This window comes from Gloeobacter violaceus PCC 7421 (assembly GCF_000011385.1).
Lineage (GTDB): Bacteria > Cyanobacteriota > Cyanobacteriia > Gloeobacterales > Gloeobacteraceae > Gloeobacter > Gloeobacter violaceus.
Window position 1 is genome coordinate 86,138 of the sequence record NC_005125.1, and the last position, 25,625, is coordinate 111,762.

The 25,625-nt window shown below is 60.7% G+C and carries 29 protein-coding genes; 17 read left to right on the top strand and 12 right to left on the bottom strand.

What is annotated here, in order from left to right; all coding sequences use genetic code 11:
• Nucleotides 1-169 precede the first annotated feature (169 nt).
• From rplC to GLL_RS00450, 4 genes are all read left to right on the top strand, one after another.
• On the top strand, nt 170-817 hold the full coding sequence (rplC, locus tag GLL_RS00435; RefSeq protein ID WP_011140089.1) for a 50S ribosomal protein L3: 648 nt from the start codon (nt 170-172) through the stop codon (nt 815-817).
• Nucleotides 818-849: 32 nt separating this feature from the next.
• Nucleotides 850-1,491, top strand: a complete 642-nt coding sequence (gene rplD, locus GLL_RS00440) for a 50S ribosomal protein L4 (protein ID WP_011140090.1) — start codon at nt 850-852, stop codon at nt 1,489-1,491.
• On the top strand, nt 1,488-1,790 hold the full coding sequence (locus tag GLL_RS00445; protein ID WP_011140091.1) for a 50S ribosomal protein L23: 303 nt from the start codon (nt 1,488-1,490) through the stop codon (nt 1,788-1,790). The genes rplD and GLL_RS00445 overlap by 4 nt, the downstream gene beginning before the upstream one ends.
• A gap of 177 nt (nt 1,791-1,967) precedes the next feature.
• Entirely contained in the window at nt 1,968-2,543 is a 576-nt protein-coding gene (locus tag GLL_RS00450; protein ID WP_011140092.1) for a BON domain-containing protein, read from the top strand.
• Here the strand turns inward: GLL_RS00450 and GLL_RS00455 are convergent.
• The gene (locus GLL_RS00455; RefSeq protein ID WP_164928425.1) at nt 2,540-2,938 is read right to left on the bottom strand and encodes a hypothetical protein; all 399 of its coding nucleotides are present in this window, start codon (nt 2,936-2,938) and stop codon (nt 2,540-2,542) included. The two genes, GLL_RS00450 and GLL_RS00455, sit on opposite strands and share 4 nt — an antisense overlap.
• 305 nt (nt 2,939-3,243) lie before the next feature.
• Between GLL_RS00455 and GLL_RS00460 the strand changes: the two genes are divergently transcribed.
• Entirely contained in the window at nt 3,244-3,714 is a 471-nt protein-coding gene (locus tag GLL_RS00460; protein WP_011140094.1) for a hypothetical protein, read from the top strand.
• 4 nt (nt 3,715-3,718) lie between these two features.
• Here GLL_RS00460 and GLL_RS00465 read toward each other — a convergent pair whose 3' ends face one another.
• On the bottom strand, nt 3,719-4,270 hold the full coding sequence (locus tag GLL_RS00465) for a GNAT family N-acetyltransferase (RefSeq protein ID WP_011140095.1): 552 nt from the start codon (nt 4,268-4,270) through the stop codon (nt 3,719-3,721).
• Between the two features lie 80 nt (nt 4,271-4,350).
• Here GLL_RS00465 and GLL_RS00470 point away from each other — a divergent pair, with 80 nt between their 5' ends.
• From GLL_RS00470 to GLL_RS00490, 5 genes are all read left to right on the top strand, one after another.
• Entirely contained in the window at nt 4,351-4,671 is a 321-nt protein-coding gene (locus tag GLL_RS00470) for a hypothetical protein (RefSeq protein WP_011140096.1), read from the top strand.
• Nucleotides 4,672-4,682: 11 nt separating this feature from the next.
• The gene (locus GLL_RS00475; protein ID WP_011140097.1) at nt 4,683-6,071 is read left to right on the top strand and encodes an aminopeptidase P family protein; all 1,389 of its coding nucleotides are present in this window, start codon (nt 4,683-4,685) and stop codon (nt 6,069-6,071) included.
• A gap of 404 nt (nt 6,072-6,475) precedes the next feature.
• Complete coding sequence (locus GLL_RS00480) at nt 6,476-8,629, top strand: caspase family protein (RefSeq protein ID WP_164928426.1); 2,154 nt, start codon at nt 6,476-6,478, stop codon at nt 8,627-8,629.
• A 140-nt stretch (nt 8,630-8,769) separates the two neighbouring features.
• Nucleotides 8,770-9,009 (top strand): AbrB/MazE/SpoVT family DNA-binding domain-containing protein, encoded by a 240-nt coding sequence (locus GLL_RS00485; RefSeq protein ID WP_011140099.1) that lies wholly within the window; start codon nt 8,770-8,772, stop codon nt 9,007-9,009.
• Nucleotides 9,003-9,338, top strand: a complete 336-nt coding sequence (locus tag GLL_RS00490) for a type II toxin-antitoxin system PemK/MazF family toxin (RefSeq protein WP_011140100.1) — start codon at nt 9,003-9,005, stop codon at nt 9,336-9,338. The genes GLL_RS00485 and GLL_RS00490 overlap by 7 nt, the downstream gene beginning before the upstream one ends.
• 136 nt (nt 9,339-9,474) lie before the next feature.
• On the opposite strand, the gene GLL_RS00495 is transcribed toward GLL_RS00490, so the two are convergent.
• On the bottom strand, nt 9,475-9,948 hold the full coding sequence (locus tag GLL_RS00495) for a hypothetical protein (RefSeq protein ID WP_011140101.1): 474 nt from the start codon (nt 9,946-9,948) through the stop codon (nt 9,475-9,477).
• A gap of 87 nt (nt 9,949-10,035) precedes the next feature.
• Here GLL_RS00495 and GLL_RS00500 point away from each other — a divergent pair, with 87 nt between their 5' ends.
• Nucleotides 10,036-11,769, top strand: coding sequence for an ABC-F family ATP-binding cassette domain-containing protein (locus tag GLL_RS00500; protein WP_011140102.1), 1,734 nt, complete (start codon nt 10,036-10,038; stop codon nt 11,767-11,769).
• 4 nt (nt 11,770-11,773) lie between these two features.
• Here the strand turns inward: GLL_RS00500 and GLL_RS00505 are convergent, their stop codons facing one another.
• The 5 genes from GLL_RS00505 to GLL_RS00525 form a co-directional block, all read right to left on the bottom strand.
• Nucleotides 11,774-13,981: a hybrid sensor histidine kinase/response regulator gene (locus GLL_RS00505; protein ID WP_164928427.1), complete on the bottom strand. Its 2,208-nt coding sequence runs from the start codon at nt 13,979-13,981 to the stop codon at nt 11,774-11,776.
• A gap of 181 nt (nt 13,982-14,162) precedes the next feature.
• Entirely contained in the window at nt 14,163-15,401 is a 1,239-nt protein-coding gene (locus GLL_RS00510; protein ID WP_164928428.1) for a hypothetical protein, read from the bottom strand.
• On the bottom strand, nt 15,398-15,847 hold the full coding sequence (locus tag GLL_RS00515) for a prepilin-type N-terminal cleavage/methylation domain-containing protein (RefSeq protein WP_011140105.1): 450 nt from the start codon (nt 15,845-15,847) through the stop codon (nt 15,398-15,400). Before GLL_RS00515 ends, GLL_RS00510 begins: the two co-directional genes overlap by 4 nt.
• Before the next feature lie 48 nt (nt 15,848-15,895).
• Complete coding sequence (ispE, locus tag GLL_RS00520; RefSeq protein ID WP_011140106.1) at nt 15,896-16,804, bottom strand: 4-(cytidine 5'-diphospho)-2-C-methyl-D-erythritol kinase; 909 nt, start codon at nt 16,802-16,804, stop codon at nt 15,896-15,898.
• Nucleotides 16,801-17,520, bottom strand: a complete 720-nt coding sequence (locus GLL_RS00525) for a pyridoxine 5'-phosphate synthase (RefSeq protein WP_011140107.1) — start codon at nt 17,518-17,520, stop codon at nt 16,801-16,803. The genes ispE and GLL_RS00525 overlap by 4 nt, the downstream gene beginning before the upstream one ends.
• Before the next feature lie 130 nt (nt 17,521-17,650).
• Between GLL_RS00525 and GLL_RS00530 the strand changes: the two genes are divergently transcribed.
• Together GLL_RS00530 and GLL_RS00535 are read left to right on the top strand one after the other, a co-directional pair.
• A complete protein-coding gene (locus GLL_RS00530) occupies nt 17,651-18,046 on the top strand; it encodes a hypothetical protein (protein ID WP_011140108.1) in 396 nt (131 codons plus the stop codon).
• Between the two features lie 123 nt (nt 18,047-18,169).
• A complete protein-coding gene (locus GLL_RS00535; RefSeq protein ID WP_011140109.1) occupies nt 18,170-18,430 on the top strand; it encodes a GlsB/YeaQ/YmgE family stress response membrane protein in 261 nt (86 codons plus the stop codon).
• Nucleotides 18,431-18,507: 77 nt separating this feature from the next.
• On the opposite strand, the gene GLL_RS00540 is transcribed toward GLL_RS00535, so the two are convergent.
• Entirely contained in the window at nt 18,508-18,942 is a 435-nt protein-coding gene (locus GLL_RS00540; RefSeq protein WP_231848297.1) for a GNAT family N-acetyltransferase, read from the bottom strand.
• Between the two features lie 102 nt (nt 18,943-19,044).
• Between GLL_RS00540 and GLL_RS00545 the strand changes: the two genes are divergently transcribed.
• A complete protein-coding gene (locus tag GLL_RS00545; RefSeq protein ID WP_011140111.1) occupies nt 19,045-19,311 on the top strand; it encodes a DUF3146 family protein in 267 nt (88 codons plus the stop codon).
• Nucleotides 19,312-19,353: 42 nt separating this feature from the next.
• Here GLL_RS00545 and GLL_RS00550 read toward each other — a convergent pair whose 3' ends face one another.
• From GLL_RS00550 to lysA, 3 genes are read right to left on the bottom strand one after another with little or no spacing between them, the layout of a single operon-like run.
• Nucleotides 19,354-20,103, bottom strand: a complete 750-nt coding sequence (locus GLL_RS00550) for an isoprenyl transferase (protein WP_011140112.1) — start codon at nt 20,101-20,103, stop codon at nt 19,354-19,356.
• A gap of 4 nt (nt 20,104-20,107) precedes the next feature.
• Nucleotides 20,108-20,989 carry a diadenylate cyclase CdaA gene (gene cdaA, locus GLL_RS00555; RefSeq protein ID WP_011140113.1) on the bottom strand — a complete coding sequence of 294 codons (882 nt, stop codon included), beginning with the start codon at nt 20,987-20,989 and terminating at the stop codon, nt 20,108-20,110.
• Complete coding sequence (lysA, locus tag GLL_RS00560; RefSeq protein WP_011140114.1) at nt 20,986-22,320, bottom strand: diaminopimelate decarboxylase; 1,335 nt, start codon at nt 22,318-22,320, stop codon at nt 20,986-20,988. Before lysA ends, cdaA begins: the two co-directional genes overlap by 4 nt.
• Before the next feature lie 132 nt (nt 22,321-22,452).
• Between lysA and GLL_RS00565 the strand changes: the two genes are divergently transcribed.
• The 3 genes from GLL_RS00565 to GLL_RS00575 all read left to right on the top strand — a co-directional run bounded on the left by GLL_RS00565 (nt 22,453) and on the right by GLL_RS00575 (nt 25,528).
• Complete coding sequence (locus tag GLL_RS00565) at nt 22,453-23,379, top strand: ADP-ribosylglycohydrolase family protein (RefSeq protein WP_011140115.1); 927 nt, start codon at nt 22,453-22,455, stop codon at nt 23,377-23,379.
• Between the two features lie 185 nt (nt 23,380-23,564).
• A complete protein-coding gene (locus GLL_RS00570) occupies nt 23,565-24,767 on the top strand; it encodes a hypothetical protein (RefSeq protein WP_011140116.1) in 1,203 nt (400 codons plus the stop codon).
• Between the two features lie 536 nt (nt 24,768-25,303).
• Nucleotides 25,304-25,528, top strand: a complete 225-nt coding sequence (locus GLL_RS00575) for an ADP-ribosylglycohydrolase family protein (RefSeq protein WP_407920005.1) — start codon at nt 25,304-25,306, stop codon at nt 25,526-25,528.
• Nucleotides 25,529-25,625 lie beyond the last annotated feature (97 nt).

Here is a 25,625-nt window from a genome sequence, read left to right on the forward strand (position 1 = left end):
TTACCTATGGATGGGTAGCCGTCTTTCTAATGTACCGCCCCGCCGAGCGCTTGTTCGCTCCCCTGGACAGAACCGGAGCCCCCCTGGTATCATAAGAGCTTGTGATTCAAACCCAGGGCAAGACAAAGCCCACGGTTTGGTCCCTAATTTCTGGTCAGGGAGAAAAGCGATGTCACTGGGCATCCTGGGCCGCAAGCTCGGCATGACGCAAATTTTTGACGAAGAGGGTCGGGCGATACCGGTGACGGTGGTCGAGGCGGGGCCGTGCCCCGTCACCCAGGTCAAAAGCGAAGCCACCGACGGTTATACCGCTGTGCAGCTGGGTTTTGGTACGGCCCGCGAGAAGGTCTTGACCCGTCCGGAGGTCGGCCACTGCAAAAAGGCCGGTCTGGAGGCGCCGGTGCGCCATCTGCGCGAATTTCGGCTTCCCGACAGCTCCCAATACACTCCCGGCCAGCAGATTACCGTCGATTTGTTTGCGGCGGGTCAACTGGTCGATGTCGTCGGCACCAGCATCGGCAAGGGCTTCGCAGGCGGCCAAAAGCGCCACCACTTCGGGCGCGGGCCGATGGCCCACGGTTCGAAGAACCATCGGGCACCCGGTTCGATCGGCGCGGGCACCACACCCGGGCGCGTTTTCCCCGGCAAGCGCATGCCCGGCCGCATGGGCAACGAGCGCGTCACCGTGCGCAAACTGACGGTGGTGCGGGTGATCCCCGAGCGCAACGTGATCTTGATTCAAGGTGGCCTGCCCGGCGTCGAGGGCGGCCTGCTGATGATCTCGCCCGCCAAGAGCGTCGGGCGCGCCAAGGGCTAGAGCCCCCAACACAATTTGTGTGAGCAAAGACAATGGCAACTTGTTCGATAAAAGATTGGCAGGGCAATGCGACCGGCGAGGTCGATCTCGATTTGCCCGTCGCCTCCGCGGCCACCGCCTCCCACGTCGTCTATCTGGCCTTCAAGCGGCAGATGGTCAACTCCCGCCAGGGAACCGCCTCCACCCTCACCCGCGGCGAGGTGCGCGGCGGCGGCAGGAAGCCCTGGAAACAAAAAGGCACCGGTCGCGCCCGCGCGGGCTCGATCCGCTCGCCGCTGTGGCGCAAGGGAGGCGTTATTTTTGGCCCAAAGCCGCGCGACTTCGAGATCAAGATGAACCGCAAGGAGCGGCGGCTTGCCCTGCGCACGGCCCTGCAGAGCCGCGTGGAAGATTTGATTGTCGTTGACGAGTTCGAGGGGCAGCTTGCCGCCCCCAAGACCAGGGAACTGGTGCAGGCGTTCGAGCGCTGGGGTGTCGATATGGCGAGCCAGTCGATCCTCCTGATCCTGCGCGAGCGACAGACCAACACCTATCTGTCGGCGCGCAACCTCCCCAACGTCAAAGTGATCACCGCCGGCAACCTCAACGTGCGCGACTTGCTCGCCACCGACTGGATCGTGGTCACCGGTCCCGCCCTTGAACTCATCAAAGAGACCTATGGAGCAGTGGCATGAGTAGCGGAACCAAGCGCGCCCTGGCCGACATCATCCGTCGCCCCCTGATCACCGAGAAGGGCACCCGGTTGCTCGAAGAGAACAAGTACCTGTTCGAAGTCACCCCCGGTGCCAACAAAATCCAGATTGCCCAAGCGATCGAAGAGTTATTCAGCGTCAAGGTGACCAAGGTCAACACCTTCAACCCGCCGGCCCGCCAGCGCCGCGTGGGCAAGTACCTCGGCACACGCTCGAGCTACAAGCGCGCCATCGTCACCCTTCAAGAAGGCGATTCGATCACGCTTTTCCCCGAAGTCTAAATCTGATTTGCCATTGAGCCGGGCTGACCTTTGGGTCAGTCCGGCTTTTGCTTGGCCACACGGCAGAGATGCGGCCCGCCGAGAAGCCCCCCAGCGACAGAGGGAAATGCCGGGTCGCTTTTTCTAGCATTGCCATGGACCTTCTCGATTTTTTAACAAACAGGAGCTATCTCAACTATGAAAAAGACCCAGGCCCTTTTGCTGAGCCTGCCGCTGATCGTCGGTCTGGCGGCTTGCAGCACCCCGAACACGACCGCTGAGGGCGTCCGCCAGGATCAAACGGCCTCCGATCAGCGCGCCGAGACCCAACGGGAGAACGCGGGTGAAGCGACCGGTGAAGCCGCCAATCGCACCGGTCAGGCGATGGAAAACACGGCGGACAACGCCGGCAAGCGCGCCGAGAATGCCATGCAGGATGGTGCCCAGACAGCCACCGGCGAGTCGGGGGCCGAGGCTAAGGACGACGCCGCGAGCGACACGCGCAAGCGCCAGCTCGAATCGGATATCCGGGCGCGCGAGCAGCGCAGCGATGCCACCGGCCAGGTGAGCGACGGTGACATCGAGAGCAAAGTGCGCAGCAAACTCGAAGCCAACATCCAGCAAGGCTCGATCGCCGTCACAGCCAAAGAGGGCAATGTCACTCTCAAAGGCCGCGTACCGGTCCAGTCCGATATCGACAAGGCCATGAAACTTGCGAAGGAGATCAACGGCGTCAAGCAAGTGCAGTCCGAACTGACGGTGGGCAAAGGTTAGCCCCGGCGGGCGGCGGCTTTGACCGCTCCGGCGATACGCGCCGCGACACCGGGGTTGGAGAAGTAACTGTCGTGGGCTGTGCCACCGTTGAGCAGGGCAAATTCTGTTTGCTCGAGAACCAGGTCAATAACGCTTCCAAACAGGTCGTTGCGGGTGGCGAGGACGTCCTCCACTTCCAGGTGGCGGCGTTCGCCGTCCACCAGGTCGAAGATAAGCGGATCGAGCGGGTAGGCCACCGGGTCGCCCGGGTGAATATAATTCAGCCACGGCAAGCGCCCCCCCAGGTTGGCGAGCAACTTTTGCAACTGGGGGGCGACGTCGTGGGTGGCCACCCGCGCCCTTTGCTCCCAGCTCAGTTCGGCAACGCCGTGCTCTTTGTCCGTGCCGCTCACCACGAATATATAAAACGTAGTCCTTGGGCATTTGCTTCTCCTGGTCCGCCAAATAGGACGGATTTTCCCGATTCTCGCGCCGCCGCCACCGCGGTTCACGCCACAATGGGGCATGGCACTCAGGCTACGGCGTTGATCGATCACCTTTACATCGAAAGCGAGCAGGCAAGGGCGATCTTGCGCCTGGCGGCCCGCGCGGCGCAGTTTGACGGTCTGTTTGCACAGTAGATGCGAAGTTCCACCGGCCGATAGAAGCTTTCACCCGCAGCAGGCAGGAGACTGGGTAGGCCCTGATTCTGAACTGGACCATGCTCAACCGTCTGCGCGAACTGCGCTCTCGATACTTCGGCGAACTTGAAGAAGCTATCGAAGATGTCGATGCCCCCGCTAGCGGTGAGGCGTTGCTCACCGACACCGATGCGGTCGAGGCCGAGGCCGAGGAGGCCGCCGCCGCCGAGGGGCTCGACCCGGAGGTGCGTCAGGCGGTCACCGATCTCTATCGCCGCTGTCTGGCGCGCTACGAGTACGTCAAAGAAGCGAACGAGAAGTTTCTGGCCATGCTCGACGAAGGTCTGATGAGCGATCTTTCGGACAACGAGGAAGAACAAAAAATCCGCAAGTTTGCCGAGAGCCTTACCCTCGATCCGGTCGATCAGCCCATGGCCTTTGCCAACTACGAGGCTGAAGACATCGTTGACGAAGCCCAGGCGCTCACCGAAAAAGAAGCCGTCCTCTTCGGCGACGACACCAACCTGGACAACCGCTCCGAGAGAAGCTGAGCTGTCAGCTCACTAAATCCGTGCGGATGAGCGAGTAGAGTACCGCATCGTGGATGTGGTCTCCCAAAGGCAACCGGCGGCGCAAAAGTCCCTCGCATCTGGCACCCACCTTCTGGGCCACCCGCCGGCTGGCGGTATTGGTGAGGGCGGCGATAATCTCCAGGCGCTCCAGATCCAGGTAATCGAAACCGAAGCGGGCCACCAGCAGGGCGGCGGTGCTTGCTGCTCCCCGGCGGGTACGCGAACTGCGCACCCAGTAGCCCAGGTTGGCCAGCCGGTAGGCGCGGCTGAGGTGGTTGAGTCCCACTCCCCCGACGATGTCGCCGCTGGTGCGCTCGTAGATGACAAAGTCGTAGGTGCGGTCGGACTTCCAGTCGTCCTCGCGCGTCAGCACCCAGGCGGCACTGTCCTCCCGGGAGTAACCCGCGTGGCACCAGGGCATCCAGGGGGCCAGATCCGCCATCGATTCGCGCACGGCCTGATAGATAGGCTCGATATCTTCGAAGCAGTAGCGGCGGATGGCAAAACTGGCCTCGGGGGGCGGTTCGGGAAGCATAGGCTTACCCTATCGCAACCGGCCGCCGCCGCCGAACGTAAAATTGAGGTAGGCGCTCTAAACCTTGTGAGATTCCCTCGATGCTGAAATATTCTGCGCTCTCTCTGCCCCTGCTGGTGGGTTTGCTCGCTGCCCCGGTGCTGGCCCAGGGTGAACCGACGGTGGTCACCACTCCGCCCGCCGCCGTCACCCCCGATGGCCTCGGCGCCCTCGACGAGGCGGCCCCGCTGCCGCCGGGCGAATTCCTCGATGAACTGACCGTAACGGCCACCCGCCGTCCGGCCCGTATCCGCGATACAACGGTGAATACCTATATCCTGCGCAAGGAAGACTTCAAGGCGGTCGGCGCGGTCACCGTGCGCGACGCCCTTATCCTGGTGCCAGGGTTCTTCGGAAAATAAGGAGCAAGGCGATGACGGCATGGATGGAGCGTCCTTCGATGGCCGAGGCCCTTAAGGAGCGACGGCGGCGGCTTGCCGCCCTGGTGGAGAGACCTGCCGTCCTCTGGTCCGGCCAGAGCATCGGGCGCAACTATCCGGCCAACACCTATCCGTTTCGGGCCAATAGCCACTTTCTGTACTTTGCCGGGGTGCCCCTGGAGGGTGCCGCAATCCGCCTGGATAGCGGCAAGCTGGAGCTGTTCCTCGACGAACCGGGTCCGGCCCACGCCCTGTGGCACGGCGAGGTACCCGGCCGGGAGGCGGTGGCCACCTTTGTCGGAGCCGACGCCGCCTATCCGCTTGCGGAACTGGGCGCGCGCGCAACCGGGGCGGCGACATTGCCGGCTACCGACACTACCACCCGCGCGGGTCAGACCCAACTATTGGAACGAACGCTCCCGGCCTCCCACGAACTGGACAGGGCCGACCGCGCCCTGGCTGAGGCGGTGATCGTCCTGCGCCTGTCCCACGACGAGGCGGCCCTGGGTGAACTGAGGCGGGCTGCCGCCGTGAGCGTCGTCGCTCACCAGGCGGGCATGCGGGTCACCCCCAAGGCCAAGTACGAGTCGGAGGTGCGCGCCGCCATGGAAGGGGTGATCATCGCCAACCGCATGGCCACCGCCTACGGCAGCATCGTCACCGTCCACGGCGAAGTGCTCCACAACGAGCAGTACCACCACACCCTCACCCCCGGCGATCTGCTCCTGGCCGACGTCGGTGCGGAGAGCGAACTGGGCTGGGCCTCCGACATCACCCGCACTTGGCCCGTTTCGGGACGCTACTCACCTACCCAGCGGGCGATTTACGACATCGTGCTCGCCGCCCACGATGCCTGCATCGCCTCGATGAAACCGGGTGTAGAGTACCGCGATCTGCATCTACTCGCCTGCGCGGTAATGGCGGCGGGGCTGGTGGATCTGGGCATCCTGCGCGGCAAACCCGAAGACCTGGTCGAGCGCGACGTCCACGCCCTGTTCTTTCCCCACGGCATCGGCCATCTGCTGGGTCTCGATGTGCACGATATGGAAGATCTGGGGGATCTGGCGGGCTATGCCCCCGGCCGCGAGCGCTCCGAACGCTTCGGCCTCGGTTATCTGCGCCTCAACCGCCCCCTGGCCGCCGGTATGCTCGTCACGATTGAACCGGGCTTCTACCAGGTGCCTGTCCTGTTTGGCGATCCGCTCAACCGCGAAAAGTACGCCGATGCGGTGAATTGGGAACGGCTCGGCCAATTTGCCGACGTGCGCGGCATCCGCATCGAGGACGATGTACTGGTCACCGAGACCGGTACTGAGGTGCTGACCGCCGCTTTGCCGACGCGGGCCGAGGCGATTGAAAGCCTGGTTCTGGCGGGCGCCTAACGCCCGCCAATCGAGAGAGCGTATTGTGGACAGCCCCGCCGGCTAAGTGCAATCGGCTTTATCCTGCCGCTGAAGAAACCAGCAATTGGAAACAGCCAATCACTTACCAACTTGTGGGAAGTCGTACCAACTGGAAATCATCCTGTAAAAGGCGGCAATTTCCCCTGGACTTGCAGGACCGATCCTGTTTGTTTCCAAGAGTAACAATTATCTATAGTTTGATTTCCCAATCGGCATATTTTTCAGGAAATAAGTATACAGGATAGATGGAAGCATCGGTGCACCCGTTCTGCCCTTAGCTCGGCACGGCAGACAGGGATCAATCGCAACAAAGTTTAGCACCTGAGTTTGAATGAATCCCTTTCGGCCTCTGTTGGAGCTTTTTTCTAACAGGAGATATGCCCATGGCTGACATCAAAGCCCTGATCGTTGCAATCAACGACTACCCGGGTACGACCAACGATTTGCCCAGTTGTCTGGAGGATGCGAGAAAATTTATCGAAGTGCTGAAATCCCCATCCTACGGACTTCGCACTCAACAGTTGCGCACTCTGTACGACGCTGAAGCCACCATCAAAAATGTCACCGATGGCCTGGACTGGTTGTTGAGTGGCGTGAGCCGTTCCGCCAACGGCAAGCAGGACGCGCGCCGGATCTTGTATTTTAGCGGACACGGTTTTCGAACCGAACTGGAAGGCATTTTGCGCGAGTGCCTGTGCCTGCACGACGGCTTTTTCTTCGATCAGCAACTGAGCGCCAAAACCCAGGGATTGCCGCCCGGGATGCTCACAGTCATCCTGGACAGTTGTCATTCCGGCGGCATGGAGAAGCCATTTTTGCTGGTGGTGTCCACCGACGAGAGCGAAGAGCGCACCCGCAACAAGGTGTGGATTCCGGAGGATCTTTCCAAAGAAATTGCCGTGGAGCTGGATCAAACCGTCAGCTTGCCCTTCAAGGCCTTCGGCGGTCCTGTCGAACCGCCCCTGGCCGCCTCGAAATCGGGCGCAATGCGGTTGATGGCCACGAGCGCCATTGCCCGGCAGAAGGCGGATGCGCCGCGGGTCAACGGCCTGGTGCTCAGCGCCTGCCGGGCGGAGCAGACCGCCGCTGCCAGCACGTCGCGCACCAACGGCATGTCCGCCTTCACCTACGGCATCGTCACCGCCCTGACCAAGGCGGGCCAGTCGCTGCCCTCCTACGACCGCTTATCCAACGCTCGGCTGTTGCAGGCGGTCGCCGCCGAACTGTCCAATCTCAACTTCAAACAGACCCCGGAGGTCAAAGAACCCGACACTCCCCAAGATCTCGGTTCTTACACCTTTATCACGCTGCAGCCGATGGGTTCGATCCCGCCGCCCCCGCCCGACGCACCTGCCACCGGCTCCAGCAACTGGCTGAACAGCTTGTGGGATATGCTCCGCGGCACGACCGGTAAATCCTTTACAGGAGAACAAGCCATGGTTTCTTCGATGAGCACCTGGACGATCGCCAAATCGCAGACTGACAGAAACGCGGTCGAGGAAAAATTCTTCGGCTCGGTGCTGCGCGCCGCGGTGCGCCTTGCCCCGATGATTGCCAATGTCGTTAGCCAACTGAACAAGGACTACCAGCCGGACGGTACCTCCCAGCAACAGGAAAAATTCCTGGGTGCCCTCATCGGCATCGGCAGCGGTGTGATTCCCTATATTCCGAGGATCATCCGGGCTTTGCGTAAGGATTTCGAGGTCGATGCGTCGCCGGAGGCCGATGAGAAATTCCTGGGTGCGGCGTTGCGCATGGCGTTGCATCTGGCACCAACCGTTTCGCAGATCATCGAGGGTCTGCGCAAGGACTACCAGCCGGACGGCAGCGGCACACCCGAGGGCGAAGAGAAATTCATTGGAGCTGTTCTGCAGACAGCCCTGACGCTCTCTCCCACCCTTTCGAACCTGTTGGAAAGGCTGCGCCAGGATCTGCGCAAGGATTACGAACCGGCTGCCTCCGAAGAAGATGAGCAGAAATTCTTCGGTGCCGTCCTGCGGGCGGGCCTCCGACTGGCGCCGGCCATCGCCGGTATTGTCCAGGCTCTAGGCAAGGACTTCCAGATGGGAGAGTCCGAACAGGCCGACGAAAAGTTCTTCGGCTCGCTGCTGCGGGTGATCCGGCAGGTCGCTCCGGTAGTTGGTGAGATCGTCCAGGAACTGCGCAAGGACTATCAGATCGACAAGGCTGTGGTTGATGAGGAGGTCGAGGAGAAATTCTTCGGCTCGGTGCTGCGCGCTGCGGTGCGCCTCGCCCCGATGATCGTCAATGTCGTTGGCCAACTGAACAAGGACTACCAGCCGGACGGTGCCTCCCAGCAACAGGAAAAATTCCTGGGTGCGCTTATCGCGGCGGTCACCACCATCGCCCCGGCGATCCCCGACATCATCCAGGCGTTCCGCAAAGACTTCGAAGCCGACGGCACGGCCGAAAAGCTCTTGAGCGAGCAGGTCTCCAACGGGCATGGACGCAAACTCCCGATCCCGGTGTCGCGCGTGTCCTCCCATGAGCTACCGGTGGGAGCAGGAATGAGCTGAGGCGCCGATAGTGACAACTGGCGGCACCCACAACCGTAAGGGCCGTGGGTGCCGCGTTCCAACAAAAGCCTGGGGAGCCCAGATAGGTCAGCCGAAGGATATACTCTGGATATCCAGACGACAATGCATGGGAGGAAAGTGTGAAGTCGCAAGTGGCCCGCTGGGGGAATTCCCTCGCTTTTCGCATTCCCAGGCAGATTGTGATCCAACTTGGTCTCAAGCCCCACACCACACTCCTATGCAGTGTAGAAGCCGGGGCTCTGGTTGTTCGGCCTGTGCGGGAGGTCAAAGAGTACAGCCTTGAGGAGTTACTTGTCGGCCCGCTTGAAGTCGAAGACGAGGTCGATTGGGGCAAACCCGAAGGGAAAGAAGCTTGGTAGAGTACGTTCCCCGGCGCGGCGAATTCATTTGGCTCAGTTTTGATCCACAAGCCGGGCATGAGCAGATAGGGGTTCGCCCAGCCCTGGTGGTCAGCCAGACTCTGTTTAATGAAAGGCTTGGCTTTGTCTTCGTTTGTCCTGTCAGCAACACGCAGCGCAAAAATCCGTTCTACGTACTTATCCCTGAAGGACAGGCAGTGACAGGGGTAATCATGGCCGATCAACTGCGCTCGCTTGATTACCGAGCCCGGCGGGCAGCCGCGATCAGTTTATGCTCTGAGGAACTGCTGATAGAGGTGCTGCGCAAAATTCAGCCGATTCTTTTTTGATTACCCTGCTGGCCTTCGAGGGCGCGGATCATGGGCGATTTCAGACGAGTCTTTGCTGCCATTGTCGCATTGGCTCGGGCGCACGATGCGACTGCACCGGGTAGGCAATCTCGATGCCCGATCGGTCCGGCATTGCCTACCGTAGCTGGCGAATGAGCGTGTTGAGTTGTTCGCCGTAAAGCTGGTACTTGTCGATCTGGCTTTTGTAGATAAGCAGGTCCGACTCGTAGCGGGTCTTTTTGAACTCTGCACCGTTGAGGCGGCGGGTCTCGATGTGTTCGAGCACCCGGCCCATGGTCTGTACGGCGAAGCGCAGCGACTCGACGTAATTGGCAAAGACTTTGAACAGACCCAACAGCGGCGCTTTTTCGGGAATCTCCTCCGGCAGTTCGCCCGCTGCGCCCTGGAGATCTTTGATTTGTTTGCTCACCGCCAAGAGCCGCTCGATGAGCGGTTGTACCAGCGGTTTGAGGGGGCTCACGTCGTTCCAGCCAAACGTGTTCTTCCACGAAAACATCCGGTCGTCGATGGCCAGATAGGCGTCGAGCACCTCGGCCGCCTCCGCCACCAGTTCTCCTGCCGCCTGTTTGAACCGGTCCACATCGCTCATGCTTTATTGTGGCGCGGGTTTGGACGGCTACCCGGAATGATGTTGCAGATCCGTTACACTGTGTAGGTGTAGTGAGGGCAAGCCGCCGTGCTCAGGCTCGAATCGGTCAGCAAGATTTATCCGACCGGAGAAGTGCTCCGCGACTGTACGTGGGAGGTGCTCCCGGGCGAGCGCATCGGGCTGGTGGGCGCCAACGGTGCGGGCAAGTCGACCCAAATCAAGATGCTCCTGGGACACGAGGAGCCGACCAGCGGCCAGGTGGTCCGCCCGAGCCACGTCAAAATTGCCTACCTGGCCCAAGAATTCATGGTCACCCCGGGCCGCACCGTGCGCGAAGAGTTGCTCTCGGTCTTCGAGGAAGCCCAGGCCGTGCAGCATGAACTCAACGAAGCGAATCTGGCCCTGGCGGACGCCGGCGGCGCGTCGGAGGCGGAACTCACCCGGTTGCTCAAAAAAATCGACCGCCTGCAGTCCCACTTCGAGGCTCTCGACGGCTACCTTCTGGTGAGCAAAGTCGAAAAATTGCTGCCCGAATTGGGTTTCAACGACGTCGACGGCGATCGGGCCGTGGAGACGTTTAGCGGCGGCTGGCAGATGCGCATCGGTCTTGGCAAACTGCTGCTCACTGCACCGGACGTGCTGTTGCTCGACGAACCGACCAACCACCTCGACCTTGAGACCATCGAGTGGCTCGAAGGCTACCTCAAAGATCTCAACCGGGCAATGGTGATTGTCTCCCACGACCGGCGCTTTCTCGATCGGATCGTCACCAAGATCGTCGAAGTCGAACGGGGGATGGCGAGCACCTACAGCGGCAACTACAGCTTCTACCAGACGGCCAAATCCGAGCGCGCCGACGCGCAGCTCTCGGCCTACGAGCGCCAGCAGCGCGAATTGGGCCGACAGCAGGCCTTCGTCGACCGATTTCGCGCCTCGGCCACCCGCAGCACCCAGGCCAAAAGCCGCGAGAAGCAGCTCGAGAAAATCGAGCGCATCGAGGCACCGGTGGGTACTGAGCGGACGCTGCGCTTTCGCTTCGCCCCGGCCCCCGCAAGCGGCAAGCAGGTGATGCTCGTGCGCGATCTGTCGCTGGAATATGGCGACAAAATTTTGTTTTTGGGAGCGAATCTGGAGATCCTCAAGGGCGAGCGCATCGCCCTCTTGGGTCCCAACGGTGCCGGCAAATCGACGCTGCTCAGGTTGTTCATCGGTGAAGAGCAGCCCACCACCGGCAAAATCGAGTTCGGCCACAACGTACTTGCGGGCTACTACGCCCAGCACCAGGCCGAGACCCTCGACATGGGCAAAATCGTTCTCGAAACGCTGCACGGCGAAGCGCCGCAACTCACCAACGAAGAAGTGCGCACGATGCTCGGGCGGTTTCTCTTTAGCGGCGACACGGTCTTTAAGAAAGTTTCCGCCCTCTCCGGGGGCGAAAAATCGCGCCTCGCCCTGGCCCGGTTGCTGCTGCGCCCCAGTAACTTTCTGCTGCTCGACGAACCGACCAACCACCTCGATATTCCGAGCAAAGAAATTCTTGAAGAGGCTCTGCGCGAATACACCGGCTCAGCGGTGATCGTCTCCCACGACCGCTACTTCATCCAGCGCGTCGCCACCAAAATCGTCGAAATCCGCGAAGGCGAACTGGTGGCTTACGAGGGCGACTACGACTACTATCTCGACAAAAAAGCCGAAGAGACCGAGCGCCAGGCTCTCGAAGCGAAATTGGCGCGCGAGCAGGCCAAAGAAAAAGAAAAGCGGGCCAAAGAAAAAGAAAAGCAAAAGCAGAAAGCCGCCCAGGCTAAAGCGACTAAGCCATAGGGCTTCAGATCGCGGCCTGACAGCTCAAATTGGCCACCGCCGCCACCAACTCGCTCGGTTCGACCGGTTTGCTCAGATGGGTCTGAAAACCGGCCAAAAGCGCCCGGCGGCGGTCCTCGACGCGGGCGTAGGCGGTCAGGGCCACCGCGGGGATGCGCCCGCCGCACTCGGCTTCGAGCAGGCGCAATTGGCGCAGCAGGGCGTAGCCGTCCTCACCCGGCATGGCGATGTCACTGACCAGGACCGCCGGCTTCGATCGGCGTACCTCAGCCAGGGCTTCCGCGGCCGAGCCCGCCGTGGCCACCTGCGCACCGCACAGTTCCAGGGTGGTGCGCACCAGTTCGCGCGCCTGCGGTTCGTCGTCCACCACCAGCACCCGCAGGCCGTCGAGCCGCCCGCAGCAGGCGGTGGGAGATTCGCGCGTCCAGTCGCCGGGGGAGTGGTCGCCCGCGAGCAATGTCCGTGCTCCGTCAAAGGGCAGCCGCACCGTAAAAGTCGCCCCCTGCCCTTCGCCGGGGCTCGCGGCCGAGACGGTGCCGCTGTGCAGTTCGACCAGTTGGCGGACGATGGCAAGACCCAGACCCAGACCGCCGTGGGAGCGGGTGCTGGAGCTGTCCGCCTGGCGGAAGCGCTCGAAGACGTGGGGCAACAGATGGGGGGCGATGCCCAGGCCGCTGTCGCTGACGGCGACCTCGGCGGCGGTACCGCGCCGGGACAGCCGCACCCGCACCCGGCCGCCGTTGGGAGTGAATTTGACCGCGTTGGCAAGCAAGTTCCAGACCACCTGCTGCAGACGGGTGGCATCGCCCATCAAAAGCGGCACCCCCGGTTCGATCTCGGTGTCAACTTCGATGGCCCTTGCCTGGGCGGCCGGGCGGACGGTGCCGATGGCCGCCTCGATCACCCCGGCCAGATCCACCGCGGCCGCCTCGATGCGCAGCTTGCCGGCCACGATCCGCGAGATATCGAGCAGATCTTCGATGAGCTGGTTCTGGGCGAGGGCGTTGCGCTCGATCACCTCCAGGGCGTGGGCGGCGCGCACCGCGCCCAGATCCACCTGGCGCAGCAGCTTGGTCCATCCCAAAATTGCCGTCAGCGGTGAGCGCAGTTCGTGGCTGAGGGTGGCCAGAAACTCGTCTTTGAGGCGGTTGGCCTCCTCGGCGTCCACCTTAGCGGCTTGCTCCGCTTCGAATAGCCGCGTATTCTCGATTGCCACCGAGGCCAGTTGCGCCAGTTGCACGGCGATGGCCTCGTCCTCCTCGCTAAAATCGCCCTCGTGCTTGTCCGACAGCTGAATGAGGCCGATATTGCGCCCGTCGCGCCCCACCAGCGGGGCGGCGAGCCAGCCGCGCAGCGCCGGTCGGTCGGTGGCCCCGAAGGCGAGCAGCCGGCCCTGCGGATGGCCCTCCAGTTGGGATTGGGTCAGACGTGCAGGCCGGTTGGTCCGGCACACATCGGCGGCGATCCCGACGCCGCCCAGGCGCGCTTCGCCGTGGTGCCAGTAGCGATACTTGTCCGACAGGTACACCGTATGCACCGCCCGCGCCCAGTCGCGCTCGGGCGTCAGGCTGGTGAGGGCCATATGGGCACCAATCAGGGCTGCGGCCTGCTCGGTGATCCCCTGCAGCACCTGCTGAATCGACAGAGCCGAATTGATGGCAAGCGACGCCTCGGCCAGCTTCTGCAGGCGGGTGGTATGCCGCTTCGCCTGCAGAAGTCGCAACTCGCGCTGCTGCTCGGCCACCTTGCGATCGTGAATGTCGGTGACGGTGCCCACCCACGAGCACAACCGGCCCCCGGCATTCAGCAGCGGCACGCCCCTGGCGACCATGTGGCGATACTCGCCGTCACGCCGCCGCAGCCGGTATTCGACTTCCACCGGGCGCTTGTTTGCGTTGGCCTGCCGCCAGATTTCGGCGGTGGAAGCGCGGTCTTCGGGATGGAGCATCTCGACCCAACCCCAGCCCTGGTACTGCTCGGGGGACTGGCCGGTGAATTCTTCCCAGGAAGGCACCTCCTCGACAATCGCCCCATCGCTCCCCGCGGTCCAGACGATGGCGGAGGTGACGGTGATCAGCGAGCGGTAGCGCTCCTCACTTTCAAGCAGGGCCGGCGCTTTGAGCCGACCTTCGCCCAGCAAAGCCTCCAGCCGGGCATTGTGTTCGCGTAGTGCCGCAATTTCGGCGAGCAGATTTTCCGGGGAGCAGGCCATTACCAACCCCTCCGAGGCCGCGGGGTCGGCAGGGTCGGCAGCAGAAACCTCTGTCGGCCAGGTTGAGTGTATTGGTCGTTCCAATGGAAGGGCACGGTCGGCACTGCAAACAAGGCACATCCAACATACATGGCGCCGCCTTTCTTGCACGAGATCCTGTCAGCCCCCCCTGACCTCCGGCTTACTTGATTGTGACCACAAACGAATAGGCCAATTCCTGATCGCTGTCGAGGGGCCGCGCCATCAAGATCACAGGCACCGACTGCCCCGTACTGCCGCTCAGATTCAGCTCAATGGCCCCCTTACCCTTGTCGATCAGTTCGCGCCACTTGGGGCTGTTGGTGGCGGCGGGGTAGGTCTCGGTGCTGCCGATGCGGGCGCGCAGGGTACCGGGGTCGATGCCGCTCATCGAGAGTGTCACCCGCAAGGTCTGGCCGCTTGCCACAGTAGAAGCCGCCGGAATGGCCACCAGGGTCGCGGGCTTCGGATAAGGGATGAGATAGCCTGAAAGCCAATTCACCTCGCGCAGATCGAGCGCCTGCAGACCGATCGGATTGCCGTAGACGCCGGGCGCAGTGTAGGTTCCTTTGGTGGTCATCCCCTGGACGGTGAGTTTCTGGGCCGAGGCAGGATCGCCATTTTGCAGGTACAGCAGCGAACTTTGATAGAGGCTGTTCTCGGGCAAAAAGAAGCCAATCTGGCGGGCACCGAGGGCTGAACCCAGCAGGTTGCCCTTGAGATAGCCGTTGGTATCGATCGCCGGCTCGTAGCGCTGATTATCGATATAGACAAAGTACTTGCCAAAAAACGTCGCGACCGACGGGTAGATCACCAACCCATTAAATGCGGAAGGCACCAGTTGCACCGATTGGGCGGCCCCGGCGGTTGGTGGTTCGAGGCTGTAGTAACTCAGGCGCACCGTGCGCAGGGTCACTTTGCTCGCGTTCTCGTTGTTGCCGAAAAAGTAGGCAAAGACCGACAGCGACATCGACGTTTGGCTGTCGTCGATATTCGCCGTTACCGAAGCAAGGGTATAGGTCCGTTCGTCTTTCTGGTTGCCGCCGCCATTGACCTGACAGTCGGTGTTGTCGGTACTGCCCGCCATGTTATTGGGCACCCCGGTCAGACCGCTGTAGGTGTAGTTGAGCAGCATCTCCAGCTTGACGCAACTGTTGGCGATGCCCATCTGCGCTTCGGCAGTTGCGGTCACAAAGTCCGGAGGCATCGGCAAACCGGTCAGATCCACCGGCCCAAGTTTCAGAACACCGTTGTCGCCAATAGGCCCGAGGTTGTTCAACTCCTGGATGCCGATCAGGTAGCCGGTGCGCTGGGTAGGAGCCGCCCCCAGGCGATTGACCAGCACGAACATGGCGCTGAGCAGTACGCCGATCGTCAACAGCAATTGCACAAATTTTTTCATGGCACGATGCTCAAGGTGCATTCGGTGAGACGGTCCGTCGGCTCGCAACCGGTGCCGGTGAGCCGCACCCGCCCGGGGACCTGGCCAAAGGGAATACTCGAAGGCACATACGTCTGCAGGCGTTGGTAAGCGATGCCGTCCGGCAGTGTGCGGCGGGCGCCGTCCGGGAGGGTGGTCGATCCCGGCGGCGTGTAGAGGACCAACCAGCGATCGCTATCTTCCGCCACGGCCAGATCGGGCAGACTGCCGTGGGCGCGCGCGTACTGGCGCATCGCCTGGGCAATGAGGGGCACCGAGGCGCCCAGGAGCCGCCGCTGCGCTTCACCCCGCCAGTACAGTCCCACCGTCACCGCCGCCAGACCCAAGGCCGCCCCGACAGCGAGGGCAAGCACCATCTCGACCAACGAAAAACCACGCAGCGGGCGGGTGAAGAGCATACAGTCCATCTCCGGCTGGCAGCAACGCGCCCCAGTTTAAATCTATTTGTGGGAAATTTACAAGTCGGAGGACTCCGATTCTTCCATCAGGATGCCCGCCTGCTGGGTTTTGCAGACGAACAGTTCCAGTCCGGGTTCACCCGCAAGGACGGCACAAACAGCCTCGGCGTGGGCGCGGTCCCTTGCAAGGCCAAACACCGCCGGGCCGGAGCCAGACATCATTGCCCCCAGTGCCCCGGCGCTCACCAAGTGTTCGCGCAGCGCGCTCACCTGCGGGTAGGCGGGCAGCACGGCGCGCTCCAGGTCGTTGTGCAACAGTGGTGCGATGCGGGCAACCTCCTGGCTGGCCACCGCCGAGAGCAGAGCACTGGTGCGGGCGCGCGGCGCGGTACCCTCGCTCAGATACTCGCGCCGGTAGGTCTGGTAGGCCCAGGCGGTGGATACCTGCAAATCGGCGAGTTTGGCCAGCACTAAGTAGACCCCCTTCAGGGCCGGCAGAGGCGAGAGCACTTCACCCCGGCCCATAGCAAGGGCGGTGCCGCCTGTCACACAAAAGGGAATATCCGAGCCGATTTGAGCACCCAGAGACTGCAGCTGTCTCTGGGTCAAGCCGAGATCCCAAAGCACGTTGAGCCCCGCCAGCACTGCGGCGGCGTCGGTGGAGCCGCCCGCCAGACCGCTCGCTACCGGGATGCGCTTCTCGATGACAATCTCGACTCCTTCGTCGATGCCGGTGTGCTTCTGAAGCACTTCGACCGCTCTTACCGCCAGATTGGTACGGTCGTTGGGCACCAATGGATGGGAGCAACTCACCCTGGTCGTGGGCGCGGCGCGCAGGGTGACGGTGTCGGCCAGATCAACGCTCTGCAGCACCATCACCAATTCGTGGAAGTTGTCGGGGCGTACCCCGAGTATCTCGAGGTAGAGATTGATCTTGGCGGCGGCCCGCAGGCGAACAGTCTTCATCCAGCTATCATCGCCTGCTTCATTTCGCGCACCGCCCGCTCGAGACCCACCAGCACCGCCCGGGCAATAATCGAGTGTCCGATATTGAGTTCTTCCATACCCGACAAGCGCGCCACCGGTGCGACATTCCAGTACGTCAGGCCATGACCGGCATTGACCCGCAGACCCAGAGCCTGGGCTTCATCGCAGGCGGCGGCAAGCTGCGCCAGTTCGCTGCGCTGGGCCTGCTCGCCCCTGGCCTCGGCGTAGCGTCCGGTGTGCAGTTCGACAAACTTGGCTCCGGTGCGGGCCGAAGCTTGCAGTTGAGCGGCATCCGGATCGACGAACAAACTCACCGGAATGCCTGCGCATTGCAACTGCTCGACCGCCAGACCCACCGATGCAATCTGACCGCCCACATCGAGGCCGCCCTCGGTGGTCACCTCCTCGCGCCGTTCGGGTACCAGCGTCACGTAGTCCGGCCGCACGTCCAGAGCAAAGTCCACCATCGCCCGGGTGGCGGCCATCTCCAGGTTGAGGTGTGTGCGTACCGTGCGCCGCAGAATCTCGACATCGCGATCTTGAATATGGCGGCGATCTTCGCGCAGATGGACGGTAATTCCGTCAGCACCCGCCAGTTCCACCAGTACCGCCGCCGCCGCCGGATCAGGCTCGACGGTGCGGCGCGCCTGACGGATCGTAGCGACGTGATCGATGTTGACCCCGAGGGTAGGCACGCTGTTCTCCTGGACAACTGCTCCAGTTTATCGCTCGACCTGGGCAAACCCGCACCAGGCATTTGTGCCTAAGTAGTTATTCTCATCGGCGCGGTGTACCCTGGGTAGCAGGGCGAGATCTTTACAAAATGTGATCGACTTTTTTCTTTACAAATTCGGACTGTCACCGGCGGTGGCTGCAGGCATCAGCCTCTGGTCGCTGGCGCTTTACTTGTGTTTTTCCCGCTTCAACGGCCGTCTGGTGGACGTGCTGTGCGGATGGCTCAACGACGCCGATCGAGCCATCTACACCGCCCAGACGCTCGAGCGCCGTCCGAAAGGTTGGGAGGAGCGCAACCAGCTTTTCGCCTCGATCTTGAGCATATTGCCTTCGCTGATCCTGGCGGTGGTCGTGTTCATCGTTCTGCGCCATACTCTGGGAGGGAGTTGGGCGCTGGCCGGCGGTTTGATGGTGTCCATCGGTGCCGGAGTCTACCAGTTGGGTATCAAAGACGCCGAAAATTCCCGTCCGGGCGGCCGTCCTTGAGACATAGCTGTATCGCGTTGTCCCCTGTCAAAAGGGGCACCCACGAGTTCAATCCTCTGGCGGACGCTCCCGCAGTCCGGGGTTTCTAGAATAAGAGCATCACTCCAGTGGAGTTCAAAGGACATGGGGATCTTGAGCTTTATTTTGTTTTTGGTCGTAGCCGGCATCTGTGCTGTCATTGCCGAGGCGATCGTACCTGGACGCATCCCGGGGGGCTTTCTGGTCGCCGCTGTTTTCGGCGTCATTGGTGCCTGGGTGGGTGCGGCTCTGTTTGGCAACTTCGGTCCTGCCCTGGCGAATGTGTCTTTGATCCCGACCATCCTCGGCTCGGCGATCTTGGTATTCATTGTCGCGCTCGTTTCCGGTTATGCCGTTCGCCGCTAAGCGCATCGCAAATTCATACGATCGAGGCGGGCCACAGTAAAACCGTGGCCCGCCTGATTTTGTAGCTGCGGTTGCTGTCAGCCCACTTCGTCTGAGCGCATCAGCAGCATCGTCGTCGAAGCGTTGCGTTGGAAGCCCAGTTTTTCGTAAAAGCCTTGCTGAAAGGTCGTCATCAGATAGACGCGCTCGACATCGCGTATTGCCGGTTCATCCAAAAGCGCCTCAATCAGGCGGCGTCCGAGACCCAGTTTTTGGTAGTCCGGATGTACCACCACATCCCAGATTGTGGCTCGAAAGGCACCATCGCTGGTAGCGCGGGCAAAACCGACCAATCGGCTTTCGGCATAAGCGGCGACCACCGGCTTGCTGCAGGCAAGCATACACTCGATCCTACCGATTTGCCGGTTGCGCGCCCAGAAGGCACCAGTATCAAAAAGCTGCTGCAGTTGCATAGGTTCGACACTTGCAGCGTCGAATGACAGAGTAATAGCGGGTGCGGCGGTTTGGCTCACGGACGGGCAACTCGATAGACACTTTAACCACCGTAACATTTTCAAGCGCGCCATTTCGCCATCAGCTTCTAAGATAAAAAAATCGCAGTAGAGGGCAGGCGCGTGGCAAGCGGCCGATTACCCCAAACCGAGATCAACCTGCGCGTCAGTGCCCGCTCCCTGTCTGGAGGCTGGCTGGAAGGTGACGCCGAGGGTGGCCAGTACGTCTGGACATTTCGCTGGCATTTCCTGAGTGGAGGCCAGCTTGAAATTCATCCATCCCTGGGCCGGGCCTTGATCAAAGAACCCCTGCAGCGGTTTCTCGAAAAGAATGATTTTCGACTGGAGACTGGGGAGACCTACGCCTTCACGGTCAAGGCAAGGATTTGACCCCCCCGGCCCCCCCTTCCCAAGGGGGGGCCGGGGGAGATCTCACACCTTACCAAAGCGACGCTGGCGACCTTGGTAGGATTGCAGCGCAGCGTGGAAGGCCGCTCGGTCAAAGTCGGGCCATAACACGTCGGCTACATAAATTTCGGTATAGGCCATCTGCCAGAGCAAATAGTTGCTCAGGCGCTGCTCGCCGCTGGTGCGGATCAGTAAGTCGGGATCGCTAAGCTCGCGGGTGTAGAGGTGCTGGGCAAAAAGCTTCTCGTCGATCTGCTCGGGCAGGAGACGGCCTGACCGTACCTGCTCGGCCAGTTCGCGGCAGGCATTGACGATCTCTTGCCGGCCACCGTAGTTGGTGGCGACGGTGAACTCGACCGCCGTGTTCGCCTCTGTGGCCGCCATCGCTCCCTCGATGGCACTCTGCAGAGCTCCGGGCAGATGGGCGAGTGCCCCGACGAAGCGAATGCGCACCCCCTCATCCACCATCTCCGAAAGCTCGTGGTTGAGCACTTTCTCAAAAAGGGCCATCAAAAATTCGACCTCGTATTGCGGCCGCTTCCAGTTCTCCGTCGAGAAGGCATAGACCGTGAGAGCACCGATGCCCCAGTCTTTGCAACAGCGCAACAGCTCTTTGAGGGCACTCACCCCAGCCTGATGGCCCATCACTCGGGGAAGGTTGCGCTTTGACGCCCAGCGGCCGTTGCCGTCCATGATGGCGGCGACATGGCGCGGCAGGCGATTGGGATCAAGATCGGAGGGCAGGCTGCGCAGGAGCGTATGCGGGGTGGTCATCGATTTAGTCGCTGTTGCCCGATTGGCTGGAGGAGGCGGGGAAGAGCTTGCGCGTCCAGTCGCTCAGCGCCGGAATGGTAAACACCGAGGGAGGCTGGTCGCGCCGGTAGCGGCGGTTGAGCGCTTCGGCCAGCTGCTCGACGGTGAGCGGCCTCTGCAATTTGCCGCGCTCGGCGAGGGAGATCGAACCGGTCTCTTCGGAGACGACGATGCACAGGGCGTCGGTTTGCTCGGTGATGCCCATCGCTGCGCGGTGGCGGGTGCCCAACTGCCGCGCCGGGATCTGGGTGGACATCGGCAAAATAACGCTCGCCGATTGAATGCGCCAGTCGCGAACGAGCACCGCGCCGTCGTGCAGCCGCGTCTTTGGATAAAAGATGGTCAACAGCAAGCTCTTGGAAAGAACCGCATCCATCGTATCGCCCGGATCTTGCAAGAGCCGGTCGTCGATGGGACTCTGCTCGATCACTATGAGGGCACCAATGCGCTCCTCAGACAGATCTTGGACGGCGTCAAGCAACTCGTCGAGGGCTTCTTTCTCGAAGTCCGGCACCCGATCGGGCTTGAGCAATGTGAAGATCTCGCCCCGGCCCAACTGCTCAAGAAAACGGCGCAACTCCGGCTGGAAGATGACAGGCACTGCCACCGCCACCCCGATCAAGATCTTATCGAGGATGAAATTGAGGGTGGTCAATCCAAGCAAGTTGCTCAGAAAAAAGGCGCCCGAGAGGATCAAAAAACCCCGGATGAGCCAGACCGTGCGGGTCTGGCGGATCAACTGAAAGGCCAGGTAGAGCAGCAGGCCCACCGCAGCCCAATCGAGAATCGAAATGATGAGCGGTCGCAGAGCCAGTTCGCCTGACAGTTGTTCCAGGGGGCCGTTCATGTCTGCAGTCGTTCCGGTAGACAGTCGCAGCGCAACAGGTCGTCCGGGCTCTCACGCTTGACGATGAGGGTCGCCTCGCCGTCACTGACAAGCACCGCCGCTGGACGAGGGATACGGTTGTAGTTTGAAGCCATACTGCAATTGTACGCACCGGTGCTAAAGACGACCAGGCAATCTCCCCTCTCGAGTGGAGGCAGCTCAACATCGCGCAGCAGCACGTCCCCAGACTCGCAGTGCTTGCCGGCCACGGTCACCTTCTCACGGCGTCCATCGTGCATCTTGTTGGCGACAACGGCCGTGTAGAGCGCTTTATAGGTGATGGGCCGGGGATTGTCAGACATGCCGCCATCTACGGAGAAATATTTACGTATGCTGGGTATGGTCTTGGTGGAACCGACGGTGTAAGCCGTGGCGCAGGCGGGGCCTACCAGCGAGCGGCCCGGTTCGCACAACAATTTTGGCAGGGGTAAATTGTAGGTATTGCAGGTGCGCGTCACTGCCTGGCAGATCGTGCCTACCCACTCGTCGATGGCGGGCGGGTCGTCGTCGTCGGTGTAGCGGATCCCCAGGCCGCCCCCCACGTTCAGTTCATTGAAATCCGACAGGCCAAGGGCCAGTGCCTTGGGGTACCACTCCAAAAGCAGTTGGGCGGCATCGCCGTGGGGAGCAAGCTCGAAGCTTTGCGAGCCGATATGGGCGTGCAGACCGACGGCTCTGAGGCTGGGAATGCGCGCCAGGTAGGCGAGTACTGCGGCGAGTTCGGACGGATCGAAGCCGAATTTGCTGTCGAGGTGGCCGGTGCGGATGTATTCGTGGGTGTGGATGTCGATGCCGGGGGCGACGCGCACCATCACCCGTACCGGACACTCGGCAGAGATAGCACTCAAAATCTCGAGATCGAGCCAGTTGTCGGCCACCACCGTTGCACCGACTTCTGCGGCGAGGAGAATCTCCGCTTCGGATTTGTTGTTGCCGTGCAGGTACACCAGTTCGCCGGGTACCCCCGCCCGCAAGGCCGTGTGGACTTCGCCCGCCGAGACCGCGTCAATGCCTAAGCCGCAGCGATGGACGATGGCGCAGATCGCCAGGTTGCTCCAGGCCTTCGAGGCGTAGAGCACCCGAAAATCCCCGGCGTAGTGGCGCTTGAACGCTTCGACGTACTGGGTACAGGCAGCGCGCAGTGTCGCCTCGTCGAGAATATACAGGGGTGTGCCGAAGCGCTGCGCCAGATCGACCACATCGCAGCCGCCGATCATGAGGTGCCCTCGAGCGTCGGTGCGGGTCTCAAGCGGTGCGATCATCTGGTTCGGCGAAGGGATGTCGGCGGGCATGGAGGACGGCGGCGATAGTTTCTAATAGTTTACCTGTAAGCTTCGTCCGTCCGCGCCTGCCTTTCGTCCAAAGTCTACGGAGATCGCGCAGGCGTTGGGGGATAATCGACGTTGCCCGCAACCGATAATCCCATGCCGACACACCGAGAGCGGTTGGCGGGGGGTCTGGTGGGTCTGCTGGTGGGGGATGCCCTCGGGGTGCCCTACGAGTTCAACCCATCCACCAACCTGCCCCCCATCGGCCTGATCAACTTCGAGCCGCCCCCCGGCTACACCCCCACCCACGCGGTCCCGCCCGGTACCTGGTCTGACGACGGGGCGCAGGCGCTGTGTCTGCTCGCCTCGCTGCTCGACTGCGGACGGCTCGATGCCGAGGATGTTGGCCGTCGGCTGCTGGCCTGGCACGACGAAGGTTATCTGGCCGTCGATGGCTGCGTCTTCGATGTCGGCGTCCAGACGGGCGAGGCGCTCGCGGCCCTCAAGGCCGGCACTCCCGCTCTGCGGGCCGGGGCGGCGGATGAGCGAGCCAACGGCAATGGTTCACTGATGCGGGTGTTGCCCTTGGCGCTATGGCACCGCGGCGGGGACGCACAACTGGCCCGCGATGCGGCCTTGCAGTCGCAAATTACCCATGGCCACGCCCGTGCGCAGTTGTGCTGCGCGCTCTATTGCCTGTGGGCACGGCGCATCCTCGAGGGGGCAGCCCAGCCGTGGGCTGCCGCTACGGCAACGGTAAGGACACTCTATGCCGCCGAACCGATGGCCCTGCGCGAACTGGACGCGGAGATTCGTCCTGAAGCGCCGCCCAGGGGCCGGGGGGGAGCCTACGTCGTCGACTGTCTGCACTCGGTGCGCTGGGCAGTGGAGGCGGGGCAAACCTACGAGCAGGTGGTGAAGCTTGCCGTCTCGCTGGGCAACGACACCGACACCACCGCCTGTCTGGCAGGTGGGATCGCCGGACTCCAGCAAGGTATCGAGGCGATCCCTGAGCGCTGGATGCGGCACCTGCGCGGCAGTGAACTGTACAAGCCTTTGCTGGAGCGACTTCTAGCACAGTAACAGTTGCTTTGAGCTTTCTCCCAGATTCTGCAATGCGCCCTATTGAATATGACTGCTAGACGGCTAGGCTTCTCTTTACAGAAATGCAACCTGAGCCTTTGCCTGCTAGAGTATGCTTACTGGCAAAAAGCCTCTGCTATGTATAGAATTTGCTTAGCTCGAGTGCATTTTCAGGAGTCGATGAGGTGAACGAAAGGATTGACCAGATTCAGAGTGATGCCACATTGGTGTTCGAGCGCTACGCAAATTACATAAAACATGTCCAGAATGAGTTTTCATCCTTAGATGAACGCTTGCGCGAATTGAGGTTACATTCGAAGCACTCCTGGCGAGAAAAGATTGAGCAGATTCCTCAAATCTTTCTCTATGCTGTTGACTACGTGAGCGCCCAGCTCGAACGAGAACCTCTGCAGCGTCTATTGCTCGTCACTCTTAAGCAAATTGCCAAAGGATTGACAGGGCAACTTCCTAGACACGGCGAGCAAATACGTTATCTCTACAATGACATCAAAACTTTCGTTCAAGAAAATGAGCCTAAGCAGCCTTGGTATTCAAAGTACAAAGGCTACCTTTTTATAGCTGCAATATGTGTAACTTTTTACTGGATTTTGCCAGTAGCTCAACGAAAAGAGGTCATTGATTTGGTTCTTGGTTATCAAGACTCTTGGAAGAGTTTTCTTGAGGGGCTTGGGAGATCGGAACAAATCCACATCACTATGATAGAGTTCGCTTTCGCAGCTTCTCTTTGGTCGCTGATGTTGATTGCGCCATACTTATTATTTCGTGTCAGTGTAGAGCGCAAGAGACGTACTGTTGTTCGTTTTGCTCAAGAGCTTCCGACGAACTGGAATCCAAGTTCTTTGTACATATTTTACCGCCAGAAACCTATGCAACTGCGATTTTCGGAATCAAAGCCCACAGATGTCGAATTGGCTCAGGCTAGGCTTTGGAGAAATTTAGAAGTCAAGCCAGAAGTACGACGTGAGCATATCACAGAATTTCGGGCAAACCTGATACCTCCGATAGTCATGTTGTTTATCATCCTAGTGATTGAAGCATTTGCGCTCAGGCTCGTAGTGATTCGACCGCAAATCTTCGGTTCCATTTGGTTAGCTTTCCTGCTCGGTCTATTGTGTATTGGTTTGCTGCTATGGGAGGTAAAGATAGCGCTAAAGACTCAGAAGGAATGGCAAACTGTGTTCGAGGCTGAGACTTTTTGGCTTGAGGAAGGACTAGACAGCCAAGTCGAGCTGGACGAGAAACAGATTTCTGAAATTGATTCCAATATCGAAGAAGCTTCCATGGAGATTATTGACGGATTACCAGTTGTTCACACGCGAGTGGACACAGATTTGGTCGATGCAATCCGAAGCATGCGAGAAGAGTGAGATTACTTTTCGACACAAACACCCTTATTGCAAGCTCTGTTCCAGGCCATCCCGATAGGGAGAGGTGCCTTCCCCTATTGCAAGAAGTTATCTCTAGCGTTGCCGAGGGCTATATTTCCACTCATTCACTCAGTGAATATTATCGGTATATGACCGGGAAAGCATAGCCGCAGTTAAGTCCTAGAAATACAGAAAAGGCTATCCGCCAACTATTGGTTAACTTCACTGCTGTTAACCTTGACGAAGGTGATTATCTCGCTATCTTTGCTCGAATGAGCATCCAGTCTCTTCATGGCGCAATCGTCTATGACGCGATTATAGCTCAGGCCGCACTAAAGGCAAAAGTTGACTATATTGTTACTCTAAACACGTATGATTTTCAGCGTCTAGGATCTGATATAGCCTCACTTGTTTTTGTTTTTCAATAGGAGTAACGACCGAGATACCAACCGGTGTAGTTCGTTCATTGGAAGTGGCGGCGGCAATCGGCCAAGCCATCTTGTGTACGAGGTTCGACAAATTCGAGGCTGCAGAAAATCGCTATGGTGAACTGGCACTGGGCGGTGGAGGCGGGGGGAGCCTATGAGCAGGTGGTGAAGCTTGCCGTCTCGCTAGGTAACGACACCGACACCACCGCCTGTCTGGCGGGTGGGATCGCCGGGCTCCAGCAAGGTATCGAGGCGATCCCCGAGCGCTGGCAGGCGCGTTTGCGCGGCGGAGCGCTCTACAGGCCTTTGCTGGAACGGCTGCTGGCTGGGTAAGGATCTTTTTTGCTGCCACGGCGATCCGCTCCAGGGTAACGCGCGTACTTTCTAGTGAAGGTGGTCCGGTTCGGGGTCGGCTCGTTTGCGACCGTTT